The following is a 20,205-nucleotide window of genomic DNA, read 5'->3' on the forward strand; positions in this document are numbered from 1 at the left end:
CAGCCGGTTTCTGTGCCTGTTGCGATGCAGGCTGCCACCCTACGCTGGAGGCATGAAACAGCACCACCACTCCCCCTCCTCCTTCGCGGCCAGCGGCGGCCCGCCACAGGTCCTGCACCTGCCACTGGCCGCTGGCCAGGGCCGCCTCGTCTGGCTGGACGCGGGCTGCGAACTGCGCAGCCTCTCGGGCACGGCCCTGCTGCAAAGCACGGCGCCGGGCCACCTGGGTGCCGCACCTCCCGCATGCCTGCCACCCCATGCGGCCTGGCGCAGCCCGCAGGGCATGTGGGTGGGCGTTCAGGCCCAGGGATCGTCACCCGCCGCGCTCACACTGACCATGCCAGCGGGCGCCGACCTCACGCAGCCTGCCGAATCACCGGGGGCCCATGAAAAAAGCCGCCCAGGGCACGGGGCCCTGCAGCGGCTTTGGCGCAGCCTGAGGAAACTGCTCGTCAGGCGCGCGCAGCCCGCAGGCTGATCGAAAAATCACGCAGCGCGGCAATGCCGCTCTCTTCCGCGCGGCGGCACCAGGCCTGCAGGTCGGCAGTGAGCTGCTCGCGCGACTGCGTGGTGTTGAGCCACAGCTGGCGCAACTCTTCGCGCATGGTCACCATCTTGTCCAGGGCCGGATGGGCGGCACGCACCTGGGCCAACTGGGGCAAGGCACCGGCCGGCACCTTCTCGGCGTCGCGGTGCAGCCAGCGCTTGGCGGCCTTGAGCACCGAGGCGTCGGCCTGGCGGGCCTGCAGCGCGGCGATCTCTTCCCTGCACGCCTGGCGCACGCCGCGGGCATAGCCGGCCATGACCTCGTAGCGATTGGCGATCAGCGCCTCCAGCGTCTTCTCGTCGGCCACGGGCTTCACGTCGCCGCGTTGCAGCTTGGGTGGCACCTTCTTCACGGTGGCCCAGCCGATGGACTTCATCAGGCTGATGTAGGCCCAGCCGATGTCGAACTCGTAAGGCTTGACCGAGAACTTGGCCGAGGTGGGGTAGGTGTGGTGGTTGTTGTGCAGCTCTTCGCCGCCGATGACCACGCCCCAGGGCGAGAGGTTGGTGCTGGCGTCCGTCGCCTCGAAGTTCCGGTAGCCCCAGTAGTGGCCCACGCCATTGACCACACCGGCAGCCCAGAACGGGATCCAGAGCATCTGCACGGCCCAGACGGCGGCGCCCACGGCACCGAACAGCGCCAGGTTGAGCACCAGCATCAGGCCCACGCCCTGCCAGCTGAAACGGGTGTAGACGTTGCGCTCGATCCAGTCATCGGGCGTGCCGTGGCCGAACTTCTTCATGGTCTCGAGGTTCTTCGACTCCGCGCGGTACAGCTCGGCGCCGCGCCACATCACGGTATCGAGGCCGCGCGTCTGCGGGCTGTGCGGGTCGTCCACGGTCTCGCACTTGGCGTGGTGCTTGCGGTGGATGGCGACCCACTCCTTGGTCACCATGCCGGTGCCGAGCCACAGCCAGAAGCGGAAGAAATGCGAAGGGATCGCGTGCAGGTCCACCGAGCGGTGGGCCTGGGCACGGTGCAAAAAGATGGTGACCGCCGCAATCGTGATGTGCGTGGTGGCCAGCGTGTACAGAACGATCTCCCACCAGGCGAGATTCCACAGGCCATGGCCGAGCCAGTCGATGGCCGCGTTCAGTACAACCCAGTCGGGTAACAGCATATTCAACAGAACCTTGTACAAAGTACCCGGCCACCAGCGATGGCGGGTACAGCGATTTTAAAGCGCGGCCCCTCTTTTTGATTAGAGGTTATCCACAGTATCCAGAGTGAATTGGCCCCTGCGTCGCCTGGACGACAAGGCCAGGCAACCCCTCTGCCAGAACGAGCACTCGCCCAAGACCGTCGAAACTGGCGCGGCCCAAGCCAGTGCCCCCGCGCAAGGGCCGCCCCGCCGCGCCGGGGGCGTCCCCCTCCCGACTCGCGCAGCGAGTCGAGAGAGGGGTGAAGGCGCGAAGCGCCTCAGGGGGTGCTTACTTCCTTATCCAGACCGCCGCAAAAAACCCGTCTGTCTGGTGGATATGGGGCCACAGGCGCAGATAACCAGTGCCCGAGGCACCGCCACTGCACAATTTTTCAGCACTTTCCACCTTGAGTTGCGCAAGGGTTTCGCCTGCATCCAGCGGCACGAAATCGGGGTGGGCGGCGCTGAAGGCCTCCGCAATCGCCTCGTTCTCCTGCGGCAGGATGCTGCAGGTGGCATACACCAGCCGGCCACCGGACTTGAGCAGGCGCGCTGCGCTGGCCAGGATGGCGGTCTGCTTGGCGACCAGTTCCTCGACCGATTGGGGCGACTGGCGCCACTTGAGGTCGGGATTGCGGCGCAGGGTACCGAGGCCCGAACACGGCGCATCGACCAGCACGCGGTCGATCTTGCCGGCCAGGCGCTTGATGCGGTCGTCGCGCTCGTGCGCGATGGCGGCCGGGTGTACGTTGGACAGCCCGCTGCGCGCCAGGCGCGGCTTCAGGGCGTCGAGCCGGTGGCCCGACACGTCGAAGGCGTACAGGCGACCGGTGTTGCGCATGGTGGCGCCGATGGCCAGCGTCTTGCCGCCCGCTCCGGCACAGAAATCCACCACCATCTCGCCGCGCTTGGCGTCGAGCAGCAGGGCCAGCAGCTGCGAGCCTTCGTCCTGCACCTCCACGGCACCGCGGGTGAAGACGTCGAACTTGGCGAGCGCCGGCTTGCCGTCGATGCGCAGGCCCCAGGGCGAGTAAGGCGTGGCCACGGCCTTGATGCCGGCCTTGGCGAGTTCCTTTTGCACGTCGGCGCGCTTGTCCTGCAGGGCATTGACGCGCAGGTCCAGCGGCGCGGCGTTCGACAGGCTCTCCACCAGCGGCCAGAAACCGGTGCCCAGTTGGTCCTTGAGGGGCTGCACCAGCCATTCGGGCAAATTGTGGCGGTGGCGCTCCATCAGGTCGTCGGCGGTCACGCCGTCGCACTGTTTGAGCCAGTTCTTTTCCTGGTCGGTCAGTGCGCCCTCCAGAAAATCGCGCGGGCCGTAGAAGCCCAGGATGGCCAGGCGCCGCTCTTTGGGGCCGGAGCCCGAGGGCGCCATGTGGTCGAACAGCAGCTTCTTGCGCAGCACGGTGTAGACCGTTTCGGCCAGCGTGGCACGCTCGCGGGGCCCCAGGCCCCGGTTGTCACGGAAAAAGCGCGACACCACCGCATCGGCGGGGTGTTCGAAGGTAAGGGTGAGCCTGACGAGTTCGGCACAGGCGTCGAGAAGAACTTTGGGATGCATGCCCCGATTGTCCCACTGTGGCCCCAAACCCCTCTTTCAGGGCCTTCGCCGGCCCGATCAGCGCGTGAAGACCGGGTCGAACGCGGAGCGCTGGATTTCCTTGAGCGTGGGCGACTCGCCGGCCCACAGTACCAGGGCGGGCCCGGGCAGGCTGAGCTGGCGCTCCATGGCGCGGCACAGCTGGTAGCGGCTGCCGTCGTCCAAGTCGGGCAGGTCCACGAAGACCAGGTAGGCACGGCGCTGGGGGTGTTCGCGCAGGTTCTTGCGCACCAGCCAGCAGCGCTCCACGTCGGCATAGCGCACCAGCTCGGCCTGCAGTTCTTCGAGCTCGAAGGGGCTCAGGTCATGGCGCGTGGTCTGGCTGAAGAACGAGGTGCCCGAAAGCTCCTCCCAGGCGCGCTCCTCGGACTCCTGGGCGCGCTCGAGCCGCTTGCGCCACTGCTTGAAGGCGGCGGCATCGTGGTCGTGGCCCAGGCGCGGGGTTTCGAGCTCGGCCAGCGCGGTGCGCGCAGTCCAGTAGCGGTCGCCGCTGCCAGCCTCCCACAGGCGGTGCAGCAGCGCCATCTTGCCCTCGCGGTCCTCGGAAGCCAGGCACGGAACCAATCCGCGCAGCGCACCCGGATAGTCGGCGCTGCGCGCGAGCGCGGTCTCGTAGAGGCCGCGCACATCGGCCCGTGGGTCCAGGTGGCGCTGCAGGCGAGCCAGCTCCACCAGTTCTGCGGCGCTGGCCTGGGGCATGCCCGCCTGCAGGGTCTGCGCACGGTCGCGCACCCGGCCGAGCCAGCCGTGGTGGCGCTTCCACTCGCCCGCGTTGTCGCGGCACCATTGCTTGTCGAAATGGGCCACCCAGCGCTTGGCCTCGGAGCCCAGCAGGGCCAGCGCCCCACCGCGCGACCACTCGGCCGGCAGGGTGGGCACGGCGTCCAGGGATTCGAGGCGATCGCGCAGGCCCGGGTGCGTGTCGTCCACATTGCTGATGCGCTTGAGCGCCTGGCGCAGCGCGTCGTTGGCGAAAGCGGCGTCCGGCACCTCGGCCAGGCGCTTGCGCATGGCACGGTAGGGGCCCACGGGCAAGGGATTGCCAGCGGCCTCGCTCCAGTGGCCGCCCCAGAAGTTGTCGTTCAGCCACTCGCCGCGCACCTCGATCTCGATCAGCGCCGCCGCGGCGACGTCGCGCCCCAGCAGCTTGCCGGCGATGCGGTCGGCCTCGTACTCGTCCTGGCGGGCCAGCGCGAAGGTCTTGGCCACGAAACGGGGGAAATACCAGCGCATGAAGGCCTGGGTGGCCACGGCCACGGCGCCCTCGTCATCCTCCAGGCTGCTGTTCAGGCGCATCCAGGACAGCCGGGTGCGGTAGATCCACGCCGCAAAGCGGCCGTGGTCGCCACGCAGGTGCCCGTACTCGTGCGCCAGCACGGCCAGAAAGCGCGGCCGGTCCAGCGCCAGCAGCAGCGGCAGGCCGATGGTCAGGTAGTTCACCGCGCCACCGAGCAGCCCGTAGCGCGGCAACTGCTGGATGCTGGCGTTGAATTCGTCGTTCAGGTAGACATGGTGGATGGGCGGGCCCTTGATCTTGCGGCGCATGCGTTCCAGGGCATCGAACAGCTCGGGCGCCTCCAGGGCCGTGATCTCCATGCCCTTGGGCTCATCGACGCGCACCCAGAGGGCGCGGATACTCACCCACAGCAGGCTGGCCGCACCCAGCAGCACGAACACCAGCACCAGCCGGAACCGGCCATTGAGCAGCTGCGGCAGGACCCAGGCGATCAGACCGGCCCCCACGGCCAGGCAACCGAGCACCCAGGCATAGCCCAGCGCGGCGAACGCAGCCACGCCGAGCCGGTAACGGCGGCTGTTGTCGGCACTGGCATGCTCGCTCATGCGCACCATGTGCACAAAATCTGCCTGATCCACTGGATTTCCCCCTCAACCTTGTTTTTTGACCATCTGCCATCCTAAATGACCGACGACGACCTGCCCCCATTCACCCCCACCCCGCCCGGTCTGTACCGGCACTACAAGGGCATGCTGTACGAGGTGATCGACACCGTGCGCCACAGCGAGACCCTGGAGCCCATGACGCTGTACCGCGCGCTGTACGGCCAGCGCGGCCTGTGGGTGCGCCCGGCGGCCATGTTCGCCGAGGATGTGCTGATCGATGGCCGCATGCGCCCACGCTTCGAGAAATGCGCCGACGAGGTTTTACCCCCACCGTCAGCACCGGCCTGATCGCCGACCTGCACAACCGCACGCGGCCAAAACGCCGAACTGCCTGGCAATCATCCGCCAGTTCGGAGGATTGATGCCGCCATTGTGTCCCCCTGGACACAAACCGTACAAACCGCCTTGACCTCGTTCCAGAAAAATGGACTCGGGCCGCTGCCGGCGTTGTTCACCGCCTCGGAGAGCACGGGCCGCAGCCCGCAACCCTTGGAAGGAACGACGATGCCGAGCATCAGTAGCGTCAGCAGTGCCTGGTCCAGTGCAAGTGTGCAGCGGGCGCCACGCCCGGGCCCCTCGCCGGAGCGGCTGCTGTCCCAAATAGACACCGACAGCAGCGGCGGCGTGAGCGGAACCGAACTGCAGGGCCTGCTGGACGATGTGGCCAAGAAGACCGGCGCCGGCAGCCAGACCAGCGCTGGCGACCTGGTCCAGCAGTACGACAGCGACGGGGACGGCAGCCTCAATGCCGATGAGCTGGGCAAGACGCTGCAGAGCGCCCTGCCTCCGCCGCCCTCGACCATGGCCTTTGCGCAGTCGCGCAGCGACAGCAGCAGCAGCAGCACGGGTGCCACGGGCCAGGCGGGCGACGACCTGTTCAGCAAGGTGGATACCGACGGCGACAGCGCAGTCAGCAAGACCGAGCTGCAGGCCTTGCTGGAAAAGATGTCCGGCGGTACCGCCAGCAAGACGGGTGTCAGCAGCGACGAACTGTTCAGTCAGCTCGACGCGGACGGCGACGGCAGCCTTTCGGAGGCCGAATTCGACGCCGGCCGGCCCTCGGGCGAGGCCGGTGGTGGTGCCGTGGGCGGCATGCCCCCGCCGCCGCCCGGTGGGCCTCGCGGTCCCGGTGGGGCCTCGGCCAGCAACACCAGCAGCACCACCTACGACCCTCTCGATACCAACGAGGACGGGGTGGTCTCTGCCGCCGAGCAGGCGGCAGGTGCCGCCCAGGCGGATGCGATCACGGCGCTGTTCAAGACCATCGATACCGACGGCGACAGCAGCATCAGCAGTGAGGAGGCGCAGTCCTTCATCGAGCAGTTGAGCAGCCAATTGAGCAGCGCCACCAGCAGCACCCATACCGGCAGCCAGACGTCGGACGGGGGGCGGAAGACGGACCTGATGCAACTGGCCCAATTCGCACGCAGCCAGTACGAAGCGGCTGCGGGCTCCTGGTCGAGCACCGGCAGTACGCTGAGCGCCTTGGCCTGACGAGAGGAAGGCATGGAGGGACGGCGGGCAGGGAATGGGCTTGCGTTTCCATGCCGCACCGTCCTACAGCCCGGGCGCAATGCCCGGGTTATCTTGGGAGGCATCACCCAGAACGTCCCACGCTGCCACGGGTTGACTGCGGGAATGGCCCGCCAGTCCAGGCCGGGAGCACTGCACGCCTCGCACCCTGTGCGCATGGCACGGAGCACACCATGGACTATCTATTGCAAGGAATGTTCAGCGAAAAATCGCTGAGCAAGGTCGTCGGATTTTTCGCCAGGCAAGCCGATGCGGACATCGCCGTGCGCCGGTTGCTGCGGCTGCCCGGCATGGAGCCAGGCCAGGTCCGGCTGCTGGGGCCGCAGCACGCCGATCTGCGCAACTGCGATCTGCTCAGCCGGGCGCTGGAGCCAGAAGCCCACGGCGTGTTCACCACCCTGGTGCGTACCCATGCCATTGCCGGCATGGTGGGCACCGTGCTGGGCCTCACGGCGTTTGGCTACCTGATCGCCACCCATGAACCCGCCGTCTTGAACAACCCCTTGCTGGCCTTCATCGCCATCGTGGGCTTCGCGACCAGCTTCGGCCTCATGCTGGGGGCACTGAACGCGCTGCGGCCCGACCGCGTCTGGGTCGTCAACCGGGTGCGGTCCGCACTGCGCAAGCGCCAATGGGTGGTGGTGGCCCACCCGAGCGACTCGCACCAGGCGGCATTGGCCCAGGATCTGCTGGACAGCAGTGAAGCGCAGGTGGTGCGCAGCCTGTAGCCCGGGACTACGCCAGGGCCGCCATGAAGGCCCGCACGGCACGCGGGTAGATCACATGCTCCTGCGCCTGCACCCGGGTCGCCAGCGCCTCGGCCGTGTCCCCAGGCAGCACCGGGACCACCGCCTGGTCCAGGATGGGACCCACGTCCAGTTCGTCCGTCACCTGGTGCACGGTCACCCCCGCGACCTTGCAGCCCGCGTCGATCGCGCGCTGGTGGGTGTTCAGCCCCGTGAAGGCAGGCAGCAGAGACGGATGGATGTTGATCAGCCGACCCGCATAGCGCGCGACGAATCCCGGTGTGAGAATGCGCATGAAGCCAGCCAGCACCACCAGGGAGGGTTCGTACCCATCGACAGCCTGGGCCAGGGCGGTATCGAAGGCCTCACGGCTCTCGAAAGCCTTGTGGTCAAGCGCCTCGGTGGCAATGCCCTCGCCGCGTGCGAAGGCCAGGCCCGCCGCGTCGGCCTTGTTGCTGAGCACGGCGGCCACGCGGGCGCCATACCGGCGGGCCCAGTCCTCCTGTTGCGCAGTCCGGACGATGGCGGCCATGTTGGAACCGCTGCCGGAGATCAAAATCACGATGTTCTTCATAAATTGCACGACGACGCTCAACCCCGGATTATCCCTGCCATGCCCTTCGACCCCGCAAACCGCCCCCTGACCGCGAACGAGGCCCGCGTGCTGGCCACGCTGATGGAGAAGGCCCGCACCGTGCCCGACAGCTACCCGATGTCGCTCAATGGCCTGCTCACCGGCTGCAACCAGAAGACCAGCCGCGAGCCGGTGATGACCCTGAGCGACGCCGAGGCGCAGGAGGCGCTCGACTCCCTGCGCCAGCTGACCCTGGCGTTCGAGACCAGCGGCAACCGCACCACGCGCTGGGAGCACAACTTCCAGCGCGGGGTGGGCGTGCCCGAGCAATCGGCGGTGCTGCTGGGCCTGTTGATGCTGCGCGGCCCGCAGACGGCGGGGGAGTTGCGCATCAACGCCGAGCGCTGGTACCGGTTTGCCGATATCTCCTCTGTCGAGGCCTTCCTGGACGAGCTGCAGGAGCGCAGTGCCGAGAAAGGCGGCCCGCTGGTGGTGTTGCTGCCGCGCGCACCGGGCGCACGCGAGCCACGCTGGACGCACCTGCTGTGCGGGCCGGTGGACACCAGCAGCAGTGCTGCCGCGCCCGCCACGGGCGGGGCAACCGGGGCACTGCAATCGCGTGTGGCGGCGCTGGAGACCGAGGTGGCCGGTCTGCGCGCCACGGTGGAACGGCTGTGCGCCGAGCTGGGCATCGAGCCGGTGGCGCCGGCGATGTCGCCACCCGGACAGGAATAAAACGAACGACCGTGCTACAAACACGACTTCTCAGGAGACAAGCCGCATGGATCTCGCATTCACCCCCGAAGAACAGGCCTTCCGCGACGAAGTTCGCGCATGGGTCCACAGCAATCTGCCGCCCGCAATTTCCCACAAGGTGCACAACGCCTTGCGCCTGACCCGTGACGACCTGCAGGGCTGGGCCAAGATACTGGGCAAGAAGGGCTGGCTCGGCTTTGGCTGGCCCAAGGAGTTCGGCGGCCCCGGCTGGACCGCCGTGCAAAAGCACCTGTTCGAAGAAGAGTGCGCGCTGGCCGGCGCGCCCCGCATCATCCCCTTCGGCCCCGTGATGGTGGCCCCGGTGATCATGGCCTTCGGCAATGCCGAGCAGCAAAAGCGCTTTCTGCCCGGCATCGCCAGCGGCGAAGTCTGGTGGAGCCAGGGCTACAGCGAACCGGGCTCGGGCTCCGACCTGGCCTCGGTCAAGACGCGCGCCGAGCGCGTGGGCGACAAGTACATCGTCAACGGCCAGAAGACCTGGACCACGCTGGGCCAGTACGGCGACTGGATGTTCAACCTGGTGCGCACCAGCACCGAGGGCAAGCCGCAGACCGGCATCTCCTTCCTGCTCTTGGACATGAAGTCGCCCGGCGTCACCGTGCGCCCGATCAAGCTGCTCGATGGCGAGTGCGAGGTCAACGAGGTTTTCTTCGACAACGTCGAAGTGCCGGCCGAGAACCTGATCGGCGAAGAGAACAAGGGCTGGACCTACGCCAAGCACCTCTTGAGCCACGAGCGCACCAACATCGCGGACGTGAACCGCAGCAAGCGCGAGCTGGAACGCTTGAAGCGCATCGCCAAGGCCGAAGGCCTGTGGAACGACAGCCGTTTCCGTGACCAGGTGGCCCTGCTCGAAGTGGACATCGTGGCCCTCGAAATGCTGGTGCTGCGCGTGCTCTCGGCCGAGAAGTCGGGCAAGAACTCGCTCGATATCGCCGGCCTGCTCAAGATCCGCGGCAGCGAGATCCAGCAGCGCTATGCCGAACTGATGATGCTGGCCGCGGGCCCCTTCGCCCTGCCCTTCATCGAAGAGGCCATGGAGGCCGGCTGGCAAGGCGACTTCCCCGGCGGCGAGGTGGCCAATGCGCCCCTGGCATCGACCTACTTCAACCTGCGCAAGACCACCATTTACGGCGGCTCGAACGAAGTGCAGCGCAACATCGTGGCGCAGACGGTTCTGGGCTAAGGAGACAAGAGCATGGATTTCGATTTTTCCGACGACCAGGAACAACTGCGCGACGCCGTGCGCAAGTGGGTAGACAAGGGCTACACCTTCGAGCGCCGCCGTGCGGCCGTGGAGGCCGGCGGTTTCTCGCGCGAGGCCTGGAATGAACTGGCCGAGCTCGGCCTGACGGCGCTGACCGTACCTGAAGACAACGGCGGCCTGGGCCAGAGCGCCATCGACGCGATGGTGGTGGCCGAGGAACTGGGGCGCGGCATGGTGCTCGAGCCCCTGGCACAGGCCTTCATCGCCAGTGCCGTGCTGTCGCAGTACGCATCGGCCGAAGTGCAGGGCGCCTGGCTGCCGCGCGTTGCCAGCGGCGAAGCCCTGGTGGTGCTGGCCCAGCAGGAGCGCAAGGCGCGCTACCGCCTGGATGTGTGCGATGCCGAGGCCACGGCAGCCGCCGGTGGTCACAGCGTGACTGGCACCAAAAGCATCGTCGCCGCCGGCGACCAGGCCGACGCCTTCCTCGTGCCCGCCCAACTGGACGGCAAGATCGCGTTGTTCCTGGTGGAGCGCGCTGCCAGCGGTGTGGCCACCAAGGGCTACGTGACGCAGGACGGCAGCCGCGCCGCCGAAGTGCAGCTGGCCAATGCCCCTGCCACCCTGGTCACCACCGACGGCCTGGCCGCGCTGGAACTGGCCGTGGACACCGGCATTGCCGCCACCTGCGCCGAAGCGGTGGGCGTGATGGACAAGACCGTGGCCGCTACGGTGGAATACATGAACCAGCGCAAGCAGTTCGGCGTGCTGATCTCGAGCTTCCAGGCGCTGCGCCACCGCGTGGCCGACATGAAGATGCAACTCGAACTGGCGCGCTCGATGAGCTACTACGCCAGCCTCAAGCTGGGCGCGCCCGCCGCCGAGCGCCGCGCCGCCATGGCGCGCGCCAAGGTGCAACTGGGCCAGTCCATGCGCTTCGTGGGCCAGCAGTCGGTGCAGCTGCACGGCGGCATCGGTGTGACCGACGAGTACATCGGCAGCCACTACTTCAAGAAGCTCACGCAGCTCGAAATGACCTTTGGCGACACCCTGCACCACCTGGGTGAAGTGTCGGCCCGCATGCAGGACACGGCCGGCGTGTTTGCCTGAGAACCACTGACGCAAGGGCGTAACACCCATCGATCATGCTCGTGGATTTGACCGATCCACGGGCATTTTTTATTTCCTGAGAAGAACACCATGATGATGATTCCCCTGCAACGCAGGTTCGCACTGATCGCCGCAGCCACTGCCGTGATGGCCCTCGCCGGCTGCGCCACGCAAGGCCCTTCACAGCAGGCGTTGCCCCCCATCGTCTTCGTGCACGGCAATGGCGACACGGCTGCGCTGTGGCAGACCACGGCCTGGCGATTCGAGTCCAACGGCTGGCCGCGCGAGCGCCTGCACGCCATCGACGTGCCCTACCCGATCAACCGCGACGACGACACCAAGGCCCAGCCCGGCCGCACCTCGGCGGCAGAGCACATGGCCTACCTCAAGGCCGAAGTGGACAAGGTGCTCAAGGCCACGGGCGCGCGCAAGGTCGTGCTCATAGGCAACTCGCGCGGCGGCAATGCCATCCGCAACTACATCCAGAACGGCGGCGGCGAGCAGACCGTGAGCCACGCCATCCTGGGTGGCACGCCCAACCATGGCGTGTGGGCGATTCCCGGTTTTCGCGAAGGCAGCGAGTTCGCCGGCACCGGCCCCTTCCTCAAGGGCCTGAATGCACCCAAGAACGCCGCAGGCGACGAAGTCACCGGCCCCGTGCAGTGGATGACCGTGCGCTCGGACAACAACGACAAGTTCGCCCAGCCAGACGGCCTGTGGATCGGCCAGAAGGGTACGGCCACCAACGTCACGGCCGCTGGCCCTGAACTCAAGGGCGCGACCAACGTCGTGATCCCGCGCATCGACCACCGAGAGACCTCGTTCTCGCCCGCTGCGTTTGCGGCGGCCTACCAGTTCATCACTGGCAAGGCCCCTGCGGCCACGGCCATTGCCAGCGAAGCGCGCGTGGCGATCTCGGGCAAGGTCACCGGCCTGGGCGTGGACCCGCTGGACGCCAAGACCGGCAATTTCAGCAACAACCTGCCCCTGCCCGGTGCGCAGTTGGAGGTGTATGCCACCGATGCCGCCACCGGCGCGCGCGCAGGCAACGCCCTGTTGCGCACCACGGTAGGCGCCGACGGACTGTGGGGCCCCCTGATCGTGCCCACCGGCGCACCGCTCGAATTCGCCATCGCCACGCCCGGCTACGCCACCACGCACATCTACCGCAGTGGCTTCCCACGCAGCAGCTCCATCGTGCACCTGCGCGCCGAACGCATCGCCGACGCCGACAAGACCGCCGCCAGCGTGGTCACCATGACCCGCCCCCGCGGCTACCTGGACCCGGCGCGCGACCAGATGCTGTTCGACGGCGTCCCCCCCGTGGGCGTGCCCGCCGGCGCCGGCGCCGCATCGGCCAAGATCAAGCCCGAGGGACCCCAGCGCAGCGTGGCCGCGCAATTCAATGGGGAGCGCGTGGTGGGACAGACCTGGCCGGCAGCCAGCGGGCACCTGGTATTCCTGGAACTGACGTACTAAAGGAATGAGCGCTGCGGTATCCGTATTTCGCGGCGCACCCCAGCAAGAGTGGTCAAGACGGCCCCGATGGCTAGGCGCTACGTCGCAGACAGTACTGAAAGTACGGCAAGACGGAGCAACGACGCCAGCGGGGTCGTATTGGCCGCTCCGCCCGCTAGGCAAGAAGACGTGAAGATTTGGGGACGTGTGCCATCAAGAACTCCATCTGGTCTGCAAGAATTCTTCTGTTGCGCAGGATGAAATCCTCCCACAGGCTGGGCACATAGGGCGCGTAAAGCAGCGGCATGTGCGCCTGCTCCGGAGTACGTGGCCCCTTCCTGTGGTTGCAGGGCCGGCAGGCCGTCACCACGTTCATCCAGTGGTCCTGCCCGTTGCGCGCAAACGGCACGATGTGTTCGCGCGTGAGGTTGTCTTCGTGGAAATGCCCGCCGCAGTAGGCGCACACGTTGCGGTCGCGGATGAAGAGCTTGCTGTTGGTCAGGCCCGGCTTGAGGTCGAAGGGGTTGATGCTGGGCACACCCTTGGTGCCGATGATGCTGTTGACGGCGATCACCGACTGCTCGCCCGTGACGGCGTTGTAGCCCCCGCGAAAAAGCGCGACCTCGCCGCCGGACTCCCAGCGCACTTCGCCGGCGGCGTAATGGGTGACGGCCTGCTCCAGCGATATCCACGACTGGGGCAGCCCCTGGGCTGACAGCTTCAAGACCTTCAAAACACGCCTCCTGGAACAAGAATGAACACAAGGAATCGGAACGCAGATGTCTCGCGGACCCCACTGCGCTGTGCAGTCCGTAGTACACAATATACTCTGTTTTCATGACAGATTGGCGTCTGGTGCTTTACCCACCTGCCCAAGCTGCTATCAAAAAGATAACAAATCAATGAAGATCTTCCGCGGATTCCACCACCCCGGCATCGCCCCTGCCTGCGCGCTGACCATCGGCAACTTCGATGGCGTACACCGCGGCCACCAGGCCATGCTGGCCCTGCTCAACAGTGAGGCCACCCATCGCGGGGTGGAGAGCTGCGTGCTGACCTTCGAGCCCCACCCGCGCGACTACTTTGCGGGGGCCCTGCACAAGCCCGAGCTGGCACCGGCGCGCGTGGGCACCCTGCGCGACAAGCTCACCGAGCTGGCGCGCTGTGGCGTGCAGCAGACGGTGGTGCTGCCCTTCGACGCGCGGCTGGCGGCCCAATCGCCCCAGGCCTTCATCGACGAGGTGCTGATCCAGGGCCTGGGCGCACGCTACGTGCTGGTGGGCGACGACTTCCGCTTCGGCGCCCAGCGCGCGGGCGACTACGCGCTGCTCGATGCCACGGGCCAGGCCCGGGGCTTCGACGTGGCGCGCATGAACAGCTACGAGGTGCACGGGCTGCGCGTGTCGAGCTCGGCCGTGCGCCAGGCGCTGGGCCAGGGCGACATGGAGGCCGCCGCCCGCCTGCTGGGCCGGCCCTATTCCATCTCGGGCCACGTGGTGCATGGCCGCAAGCTCGGGCGCGAACTGGGGGCCACGGCCGAGGGGGCGGGCGACGGTTTTCGCACACTCAACCTGCGCTTTGCCCACTGGAAGCCCGCGGCCAGCGGCATCTTCGCCGTGCGGGTGCATGGCCTGGGCGAGACCCCGCTGCCGGGCGTGGCCAACCTGGGCGTGCGCCCCTCGCTGGACCCCGACGACGTCAACGGCGGACGCGTGCTGCTGGAGACACATTGCCTGCAATGGCCCGCCGATCTGGGGGCCGAAGGGGCGTACGGTAAAATCGTGCGGGTGGAACTGCTGCACAAACTGCACGACGAGCTCAAATACGACGGTCTGGATGCCCTGACGACGGGCATTGCCAAGGACTGTGCGGATGCGCGCGCCTATTTCGCGTCGGCCCACGCACCCACCAACCACACCGAGACCCGGCGCCAGACCACGCGCGACCGAATTTGAGGGGGCTGCCTGCGCAGCGCCTGCCCTGCAGGCCGGATACCTTCCCACACCCCCTTCCTTCTTTCCCGCTTTTGCTCCGGGCCTGCCCCGGAATGCCCCGTTTTAAGGCTCCCCCATGTCCGACAACGCCAGTACCACCGAATCCACCGCCCCGGATTACCGCAGCACCCTGAACCTGCCCGACACCCCTTTCCCGATGCGCGGCGACCTGCCCAAGCGCGAGCCGGGCTGGGTCAAGGAATGGGAAGACAAGGGCCTGTACAAGCGCCTGCGCGACGCGCGCTGCGGTGCGCCCAAGTTCATCCTGCACGACGGCCCGCCCTATGCCAACGGCCAGATCCACATGGGCCATGCGGTCAACAAGATCCTGAAGGACATGATCACCAAGGCGCGCCAGCTCGAGGGCTTCGACGCGCTGTACGTGCCCGGCTGGGATTGCCATGGCCTGCCGATCGAGAACGCCATCGAGAAGAAGCACGGCCGCAACCTGAGCCGCGACGACATGCAGGCCAAGAGCCGCGCCTACGCCACGGAACAGATCGCGCAGCAGATGGGCGACTTCCAGCGCCTCGGCGTGCTCGGCGAATGGGACAACCCCTACAAGACCATGAACTTCGCCAACGAGGCGGGCGAGATCCGGGCCTTCAAGCGCGTGATGGAGCGCGGCTTCGTCTACCGCGGCCTCAAGCCCGTGTACTGGTGCTTCGACTGCGGCAGCTCGCTGGCCGAGTTCGAGATCGAATACGCCGACAAGAAGAGCACCACGCTGGACGTGGCCTTCAAGTCGCACGAGCCGGCGAAGCTGGCGGCCGCCTTCGGCCTGCCGGCGCTGGCCAAGGACGCCTTCGTGGTGATCTGGACCACCACCGCCTGGACCATCCCCGCCAACCAGGCACTGAACCTGAACCCGGCGCTGACCTATGCATTGGTGGACACCGAGCGCGGCCTGCTGGTGCTGGCCGAGTCGCTGGTGGAAGACTGCATGGCCCGCTACGGCCTGACCGGCCAGGTGCTGGCCACGGCCCTGGGCGAAAAGCTCGGCGGCCTGGAGTTCGAGCACCCGCTGTACGACGTCGATGCCGGTTACCGCCGCCTCTCGCCCGTGTACCTGGCCGACTACGCCACGGCCGATGACGGCACCGGTATCGTGCACTCCTCGCCCGCCTACGGGCTGGAGGATTTCAACTCCTGCGTGTCCCACGGCCTGGCGCTCGACGACATCCTGAACCCCGTGCAAGGCAACGGCACCTACGCGCCGGACTTCCCGCTGTTCGGCGGCCAGCACATCTGGAAGGCCGTGCCGGTCGTCATCGAGGCGCTGCGCGATGCCGGCCGCCTGATGGCCACCAAGGACATCACCCACAGCTACCCGCACTGCTGGCGCCACAAGACGCCGGTGATCTACCGCGCGGCCGCGCAGTGGTTCATCCGCATGGACGAAGGCGAAGGCGTGTTCACCAAGGCCGGTGAAAAGCCCGCCAAGACGCTGCGCCAGATCGCGCTGGACGCCATCGAGCACACCAGCTTCTACCCCGAGAACGGCAAGACCCGCCTGCACGACATGATCGCCGGACGGCCCGACTGGTGCATCTCGCGCCAGCGCAGCTGGGGCGTGCCCATCCCCTTCTTCCTGCACAAGGACTCGGGCGAGCTGCATCCGCGCACCATGGAGATCATGGACCAGGCGGCCGACATCGTCGAGAAGGGCGGCATCGAGGCCTGGAGCCGTGTGACGCCCGAAGAGATCCTGGGCGCCGAAGACGCAGCCTGCTATACCAAGAGCACCGACATCCTGGAGGTGTGGTTCGACTCGGGCTCCACCTTCTTCCACGTGCTGCGCGGCACGCACCCTGGCGTACACCACGACACCGGCCCCGAGGCCGACCTGTACCTGGAAGGCCATGACCAGCACCGCGGCTGGTTCCACAGCTCGCTGCTGCTGGCCAGCGCGCTCGAAGGCCGCGCGCCCTACCGCGGCCTGCTGACCCACGGCTTCACCGTGGACAGCCAGGGCCGCAAGATGAGCAAGTCGCTGGGCAACGGCATCGATCCTCAGGAGATCAACAAAAAGCTGGGCGCCGAGATCATCCGCCTGTGGGTGGCCGCGAGTGACTACTCGGGCGACATCGCGGGCGACGAGAAGATCCTGGCGCGCGTGGTCGACGCCTACCGCCGCATCCGCAACACGCTGCGCTTCCTCTTGGCCAACGTGAGCGATTTCGACCCGGCCACCGATACCGTGCCGTTCGACCAGATGCTGGAGATCGACCGCTATGCCCTGACACGCGCGGCCGAGTTCCAGGCCACGGTGCTGGCGCACTACAAGGTCTACGAGTTCCACCCCGTGGTGGCCAAGCTGCAGCTGTACTGCTCGGAAGACCTGGGTGGCTTCTACCTCGACGTGCTCAAGGACCGCCTGTACACCACGGCGCCCAAGAGCTTGGTACGCCGCAGCGCGCAGACCGCGCTGTACCAGATCACGCATGCCATGCTGCGCTGGATGGCGCCGTTCCTGTCGTTCACGGCCGAAGAGGCGTGGAAGGTGTTCGGCGCGTCCGACTCCATCTTCGTGGAGACCTATGGTTCCATCGCCGGTGCCGACGAGGGCCTGCTGGCCAAGTGGGCGCGCCTGCGCGAGATCCGCGATGGGGTGAACAAGCAGATCGAGGTGCTGCGCGCCGACGGCCAGGTGGGCTCGTCGCTGCAGGCCAGCGTGGTGCTCACGGCGGCGCCCGAGGACCACTCCCTGCTGGCCAGCCTGGGCGATGACCTGCGCTTCGTGTTCATCACCTCGGTCGTCGAGCTGGTGGCGGGCGATGCCCTGCAGGTCAGCGTCAAGCCGAGCACCGACGCCAAGTGCGACCGCTGCTGGCACTACCGCGCCGACGTGGGCCAGGATGCGGCCCACCCGACGATCTGCGGCCGCTGCACGAGCAACCTGTACGGCGCTGGCGAGAGCCGGGTGCACGCGTGATGTCGGGCAGCACAACGGCGCCCGCCGGATCTGCCTTGGGCAAAATGTGGCCGTGGCTGGCCTGGGCGGTGGTGATCTTCATCGCCGACCAGGTCACCAAGATGCTGATCCTGGACGCCTACCGGCTGGGGGATGCGACCCCCATCACCAGCTTCTTCAACATCGTGCGCGCGCACAACACGGGCGCGGCCTTCTCGTTCCTGGCGGACGCGGGCGGCTGGCAGCGCTGGGCGTTCACCGGCATCGGTGTGGCGGCCACGGTGTTCATCGTCTGGCAGCTGCGCGCGCACCCCGGACAGAAGCTGTTTTGCTTTGCACTGTCCAGCATTCTGGGTGGCGCGGTGGGCAACGTGGTGGACCGGCTGATGCACGGCTACGTGGTCGACTTTCTGGACTTTTACGCACGCGGCTACCATTTCCCGGCCTTCAACCTGGCCGATTCGGCCATCACCGTGGGTGCGGTCTGCCTGGTGCTGGACGAGTTGCTGCGGATGAAGAAGTCGAAATAAACCTCTCGACTTCATTTCTGAACGGCCCCATCGAGGGCCGTTTTTCATGGGCCTTGGTCACAAGGGCGTCACACGGCTTCGCTCCAATGTAAACGTTTACATTGCAACGAGGTTCCATGAGCATCCAGGACGTGGCCCGCCAGGCGGGCGTGTCGGTCGCCACCGTGTCGCGGGTCTTCAACCTGCCCGGCAAGGTGACGCCGGCCACGCGCGAGCATGTGGAGCAGGTCGCCCAATCCCTGGGCTACCTGCCCAACGCCAGCGCGCGCACCCTGCGCACCCAGCGCAGCCGCGTGATCGGTGTGGTGCTGCCGACCCTGCTCAACCCGGTGTTCGCCGAGTGCCTGCAGGGCATCGCCCAGGCGGCCGTTGCGGGCGGCTATGCCATCCTGCCGTTTGCCACCGACTACCAGATCGCGCAGGAAGACCGCGCCGTGCACCTGCTGCTGGCCGGCAACGTGGACGGCATGATCCTGGTGGTCTCCAACCCCGCCACCTCCAGTGCATTGCAACGCCTGGCCGAAGCCGGCCTGCCCTATGTGCTGGCCTACAACCGCCACCCGGACCACCCCTGCGTCTCGGTGGACAGCGAACAGGCCGTGGCCGAGCTGGTGGCGCACCTGGCGTCGCTCGGGCACCGGCGCATCACCATGGTCAGCGGCCAGCTCGCGGCGTCGGACCGGGCGCAGCAGCGCTGCCGGGGCTTTCAGCGCGGCATGGCGGCCGCCGGCCTGGCCGAGGGGCCGGTGCTCGAAGTGCCCTTCATCGAGACCGCCGTGCAGGACGTGACGGCCCGGCTGCAGGCACCGGGCCGCCCCACGGCCCTGGTCTGCTCCAACGACCTGCTGGCGATCCGCAGCCTCCGTGCCGCCCACCTGGCGGGCCTGGCCGTGCCGCGCGAGCTGAGCGTGGCGGGCTTCGACGGCATCGCCCTCGGCGAAGACCTCACGCCCATGCTGAGCACCGTGGCCCAGCCCAACGCCGACATCGGCCGCTGCAGCGTGCAGTTGCTGGTGCAGGCCATGGCCAGCGGCACACCGCTGGCACCGGACGCCGGGCTCACGCTGGCCCACCACTTTCGTGCGGGCGAATCCTGCGCGCACGCCTGAGCCCTTTCACCCACTTTCCCCGCCACCTCTGATCAAAGGAGTTCTCGATGACATTCCCGCTCACCCCATTCATGCGCGCCGCGGCGCTCGCCCTCGGCCTGGCGGCCAGCGGCGCGGCCATGGCGCAGACGGCCATCTGCTACAACTGCCCGCCCGAATGGGCCGACTGGGGCAGCCAGATCAAGGCCATCAAAGCCAAGACGGGCATCACCGTGCCGCCGGACAACAAGAACTCCGGCCAGTCGCTGGCGCAGCTGGCGGCCGAGAAGGCCAGCCCGGTGGCCGACGTGACCTACCTGGGCGTGACCTTCGCGATCCAGGCACAGAAGGACGGCCTGGTCAGCGCCTACCAGCCGCCTGCGGCGTGGAAGGACATTCCCGAGGGCCTCAAGGACCCGGCCGGCCACTGGTTCACCATCCACTCGGGCACGCTCGGCTTCATGGTCAACGTGGATGCGCTCAAGGGCAAGCCCGTGCCGCAGTCCTGGGCGGACCTGCTCAAGCCCGACTACAAGGGCCTCATCGGCTACCTGGACCCGGCATCGGCCTTCGTGGGCTACGTGGGTGCGGTGGCGGCCAACCAGGCGCGCGGCGGCACGCTGGAGAATTTCGGCCCCGGCATCGACTACTTCAAGGCGCTGCAGAAGAACGACCCCATCGTGCCCAAGCAGACCTCGTACGCGCGCGTGCTCTCGGGTGAAATCGCGATCCTGCTGGACTACGACTTCAACGCCTACCGCGCCAAATACAAGGACAAGGCCAACGTGCAGTTCGTGATCCCCGCCGAAGGCACGCTGGTGGTGCCCTACGTGATGAGCCTGGTGGCCGGCGCGCCCCACGCCGCCGAGGGCAAGAAGGTGCTGGACTTCGTGCTCTCCGACGAAGGCCAGGCGCTTTGGGCCAATGCCTACCTGCGCCCGGTGCGCGCCAGCGCCATGCCCAAGGAGGTGCAGGCGCGCTTCCTGCCCGCCAGCGAATACGCACGCGCCAAGACGGTGGACTATGGCCGCATGGCCGCGGTGCAGAAGGCGTTCTCGGACCGCTATCTCGCTGAAGTGAAGTGAGC

Annotated in this window: 18 protein-coding genes; 13 read left to right on the forward strand and 5 right to left on the reverse strand. The window is 67.4% G+C overall.

The window, feature by feature from the left end:
• The first annotated feature begins 52 nt into the window (after positions 1-52).
• Positions 53-478 (forward strand): hypothetical protein, encoded by a 426-nt coding sequence (locus AC0IZS_RS02195; protein WP_471634145.1) that lies wholly within the window; start codon positions 53-55, stop codon positions 476-478.
• Here the strand turns inward: AC0IZS_RS02195 and AC0IZS_RS02200 are convergent.
• The 3 genes from AC0IZS_RS02200 to AC0IZS_RS02210 all read right to left on the reverse strand — a co-directional run bounded on the left by AC0IZS_RS02200 (position 453) and on the right by AC0IZS_RS02210 (position 5,163).
• A complete protein-coding gene (locus tag AC0IZS_RS02200; RefSeq protein ID WP_471634146.1) occupies positions 453-1,667 on the reverse strand; it encodes a DesA family fatty acid desaturase in 1,215 nt (404 codons plus the stop codon). The genes AC0IZS_RS02195 and AC0IZS_RS02200 overlap by 26 nt on opposite strands.
• A 310-nt stretch (positions 1,668-1,977) precedes the next feature.
• The gene (locus AC0IZS_RS02205; RefSeq protein ID WP_471634147.1) at positions 1,978-3,249 is read right to left on the reverse strand and encodes an RsmB/NOP family class I SAM-dependent RNA methyltransferase; all 1,272 of its coding nucleotides are present in this window, start codon (positions 3,247-3,249) and stop codon (positions 1,978-1,980) included.
• Positions 3,250-3,306: 57 nt separating this feature from the next.
• Positions 3,307-5,163 (reverse strand): M48 family metallopeptidase, encoded by a 1,857-nt coding sequence (locus AC0IZS_RS02210; protein WP_471634148.1) that lies wholly within the window; start codon positions 5,161-5,163, stop codon positions 3,307-3,309.
• A gap of 45 nt (positions 5,164-5,208) precedes the next feature.
• Here AC0IZS_RS02210 and AC0IZS_RS02215 point away from each other — a divergent pair, with 45 nt between their 5' ends.
• The 3 genes from AC0IZS_RS02215 (at position 5,209) to AC0IZS_RS02225 (ending at position 7,451) form a co-directional block, all read left to right on the forward strand.
• Positions 5,209-5,478, forward strand: a complete 270-nt coding sequence (locus AC0IZS_RS02215; RefSeq protein WP_471634149.1) for a DUF1653 domain-containing protein — start codon at positions 5,209-5,211, stop codon at positions 5,476-5,478.
• 216 nt (positions 5,479-5,694) lie between these two features.
• Positions 5,695-6,684, forward strand: coding sequence for a XopAW family type III secretion system calcium-binding effector (gene xopAW / locus AC0IZS_RS02220; protein ID WP_471634150.1), 990 nt, complete (start codon positions 5,695-5,697; stop codon positions 6,682-6,684).
• A 212-nt stretch (positions 6,685-6,896) separates the two neighbouring features.
• Entirely contained in the window at positions 6,897-7,451 is a 555-nt protein-coding gene (locus AC0IZS_RS02225) for a hypothetical protein (RefSeq protein WP_471634151.1), read from the forward strand.
• 7 nt (positions 7,452-7,458) lie between these two features.
• Here AC0IZS_RS02225 and purN read toward each other — a convergent pair whose 3' ends face one another.
• Positions 7,459-8,043, reverse strand: coding sequence for a phosphoribosylglycinamide formyltransferase (purN, locus tag AC0IZS_RS02230; protein ID WP_471634152.1), 585 nt, complete (start codon positions 8,041-8,043; stop codon positions 7,459-7,461).
• Positions 8,044-8,082: 39 nt separating this feature from the next.
• Here purN and AC0IZS_RS02235 point away from each other — a divergent pair, with 39 nt between their 5' ends.
• The 4 genes from AC0IZS_RS02235 (at position 8,083) to AC0IZS_RS02250 (ending at position 12,613) form a co-directional block, all read left to right on the forward strand.
• Positions 8,083-8,778: a YceH family protein gene (locus AC0IZS_RS02235; RefSeq protein WP_436179467.1), complete on the forward strand. Its 696-nt coding sequence runs from the start codon at positions 8,083-8,085 to the stop codon at positions 8,776-8,778.
• 46 nt (positions 8,779-8,824) lie between these two features.
• The gene (locus tag AC0IZS_RS02240; RefSeq protein WP_471634153.1) at positions 8,825-10,006 is read left to right on the forward strand and encodes an acyl-CoA dehydrogenase family protein; all 1,182 of its coding nucleotides are present in this window, start codon (positions 8,825-8,827) and stop codon (positions 10,004-10,006) included.
• 12 nt (positions 10,007-10,018) lie between these two features.
• On the forward strand, positions 10,019-11,134 hold the full coding sequence (locus tag AC0IZS_RS02245) for an acyl-CoA dehydrogenase family protein (RefSeq protein ID WP_471634154.1): 1,116 nt from the start codon (positions 10,019-10,021) through the stop codon (positions 11,132-11,134).
• Positions 11,135-11,230: 96 nt separating this feature from the next.
• Positions 11,231-12,613, forward strand: coding sequence for an alpha/beta fold hydrolase (locus tag AC0IZS_RS02250; protein WP_471639453.1), 1,383 nt, complete (start codon positions 11,231-11,233; stop codon positions 12,611-12,613).
• A gap of 154 nt (positions 12,614-12,767) precedes the next feature.
• Here AC0IZS_RS02250 and AC0IZS_RS02255 read toward each other — a convergent pair whose 3' ends face one another.
• A complete protein-coding gene (locus AC0IZS_RS02255) occupies positions 12,768-13,325 on the reverse strand; it encodes an HNH endonuclease (protein WP_007852885.1) in 558 nt (185 codons plus the stop codon).
• A 169-nt stretch (positions 13,326-13,494) separates the two neighbouring features.
• Here AC0IZS_RS02255 and AC0IZS_RS02260 point away from each other — a divergent pair, with 169 nt between their 5' ends.
• The 5 genes from AC0IZS_RS02260 (at position 13,495) to AC0IZS_RS02280 (ending at position 20,203) form a co-directional block, all read left to right on the forward strand.
• Entirely contained in the window at positions 13,495-14,547 is a 1,053-nt protein-coding gene (locus AC0IZS_RS02260) for a bifunctional riboflavin kinase/FAD synthetase (RefSeq protein WP_471634155.1), read from the forward strand.
• Between the two features lie 115 nt (positions 14,548-14,662).
• Complete coding sequence (gene ileS / locus AC0IZS_RS02265; RefSeq protein ID WP_471634156.1) at positions 14,663-17,521, forward strand: isoleucine--tRNA ligase; 2,859 nt, start codon at positions 14,663-14,665, stop codon at positions 17,519-17,521.
• Complete coding sequence (gene lspA / locus AC0IZS_RS02270; protein ID WP_471634157.1) at positions 17,521-18,030, forward strand: signal peptidase II; 510 nt, start codon at positions 17,521-17,523, stop codon at positions 18,028-18,030. The genes ileS and lspA overlap by 1 nt, the downstream gene beginning before the upstream one ends.
• 116 nt (positions 18,031-18,146) lie before the next feature.
• Positions 18,147-19,139 carry a LacI family DNA-binding transcriptional regulator gene (locus AC0IZS_RS02275; RefSeq protein ID WP_471634158.1) on the forward strand — a complete coding sequence of 331 codons (993 nt, stop codon included), beginning with the start codon at positions 18,147-18,149 and terminating at the stop codon, positions 19,137-19,139.
• Positions 19,140-19,186: 47 nt separating this feature from the next.
• The gene (locus AC0IZS_RS02280) at positions 19,187-20,203 is read left to right on the forward strand and encodes an ABC transporter substrate-binding protein (protein WP_471634159.1); all 1,017 of its coding nucleotides are present in this window, start codon (positions 19,187-19,189) and stop codon (positions 20,201-20,203) included.
• The last annotated feature ends 2 nt before the right edge of the window (positions 20,204-20,205 follow it).

This window comes from Acidovorax sp. AC410, from assembly GCF_979253235.1.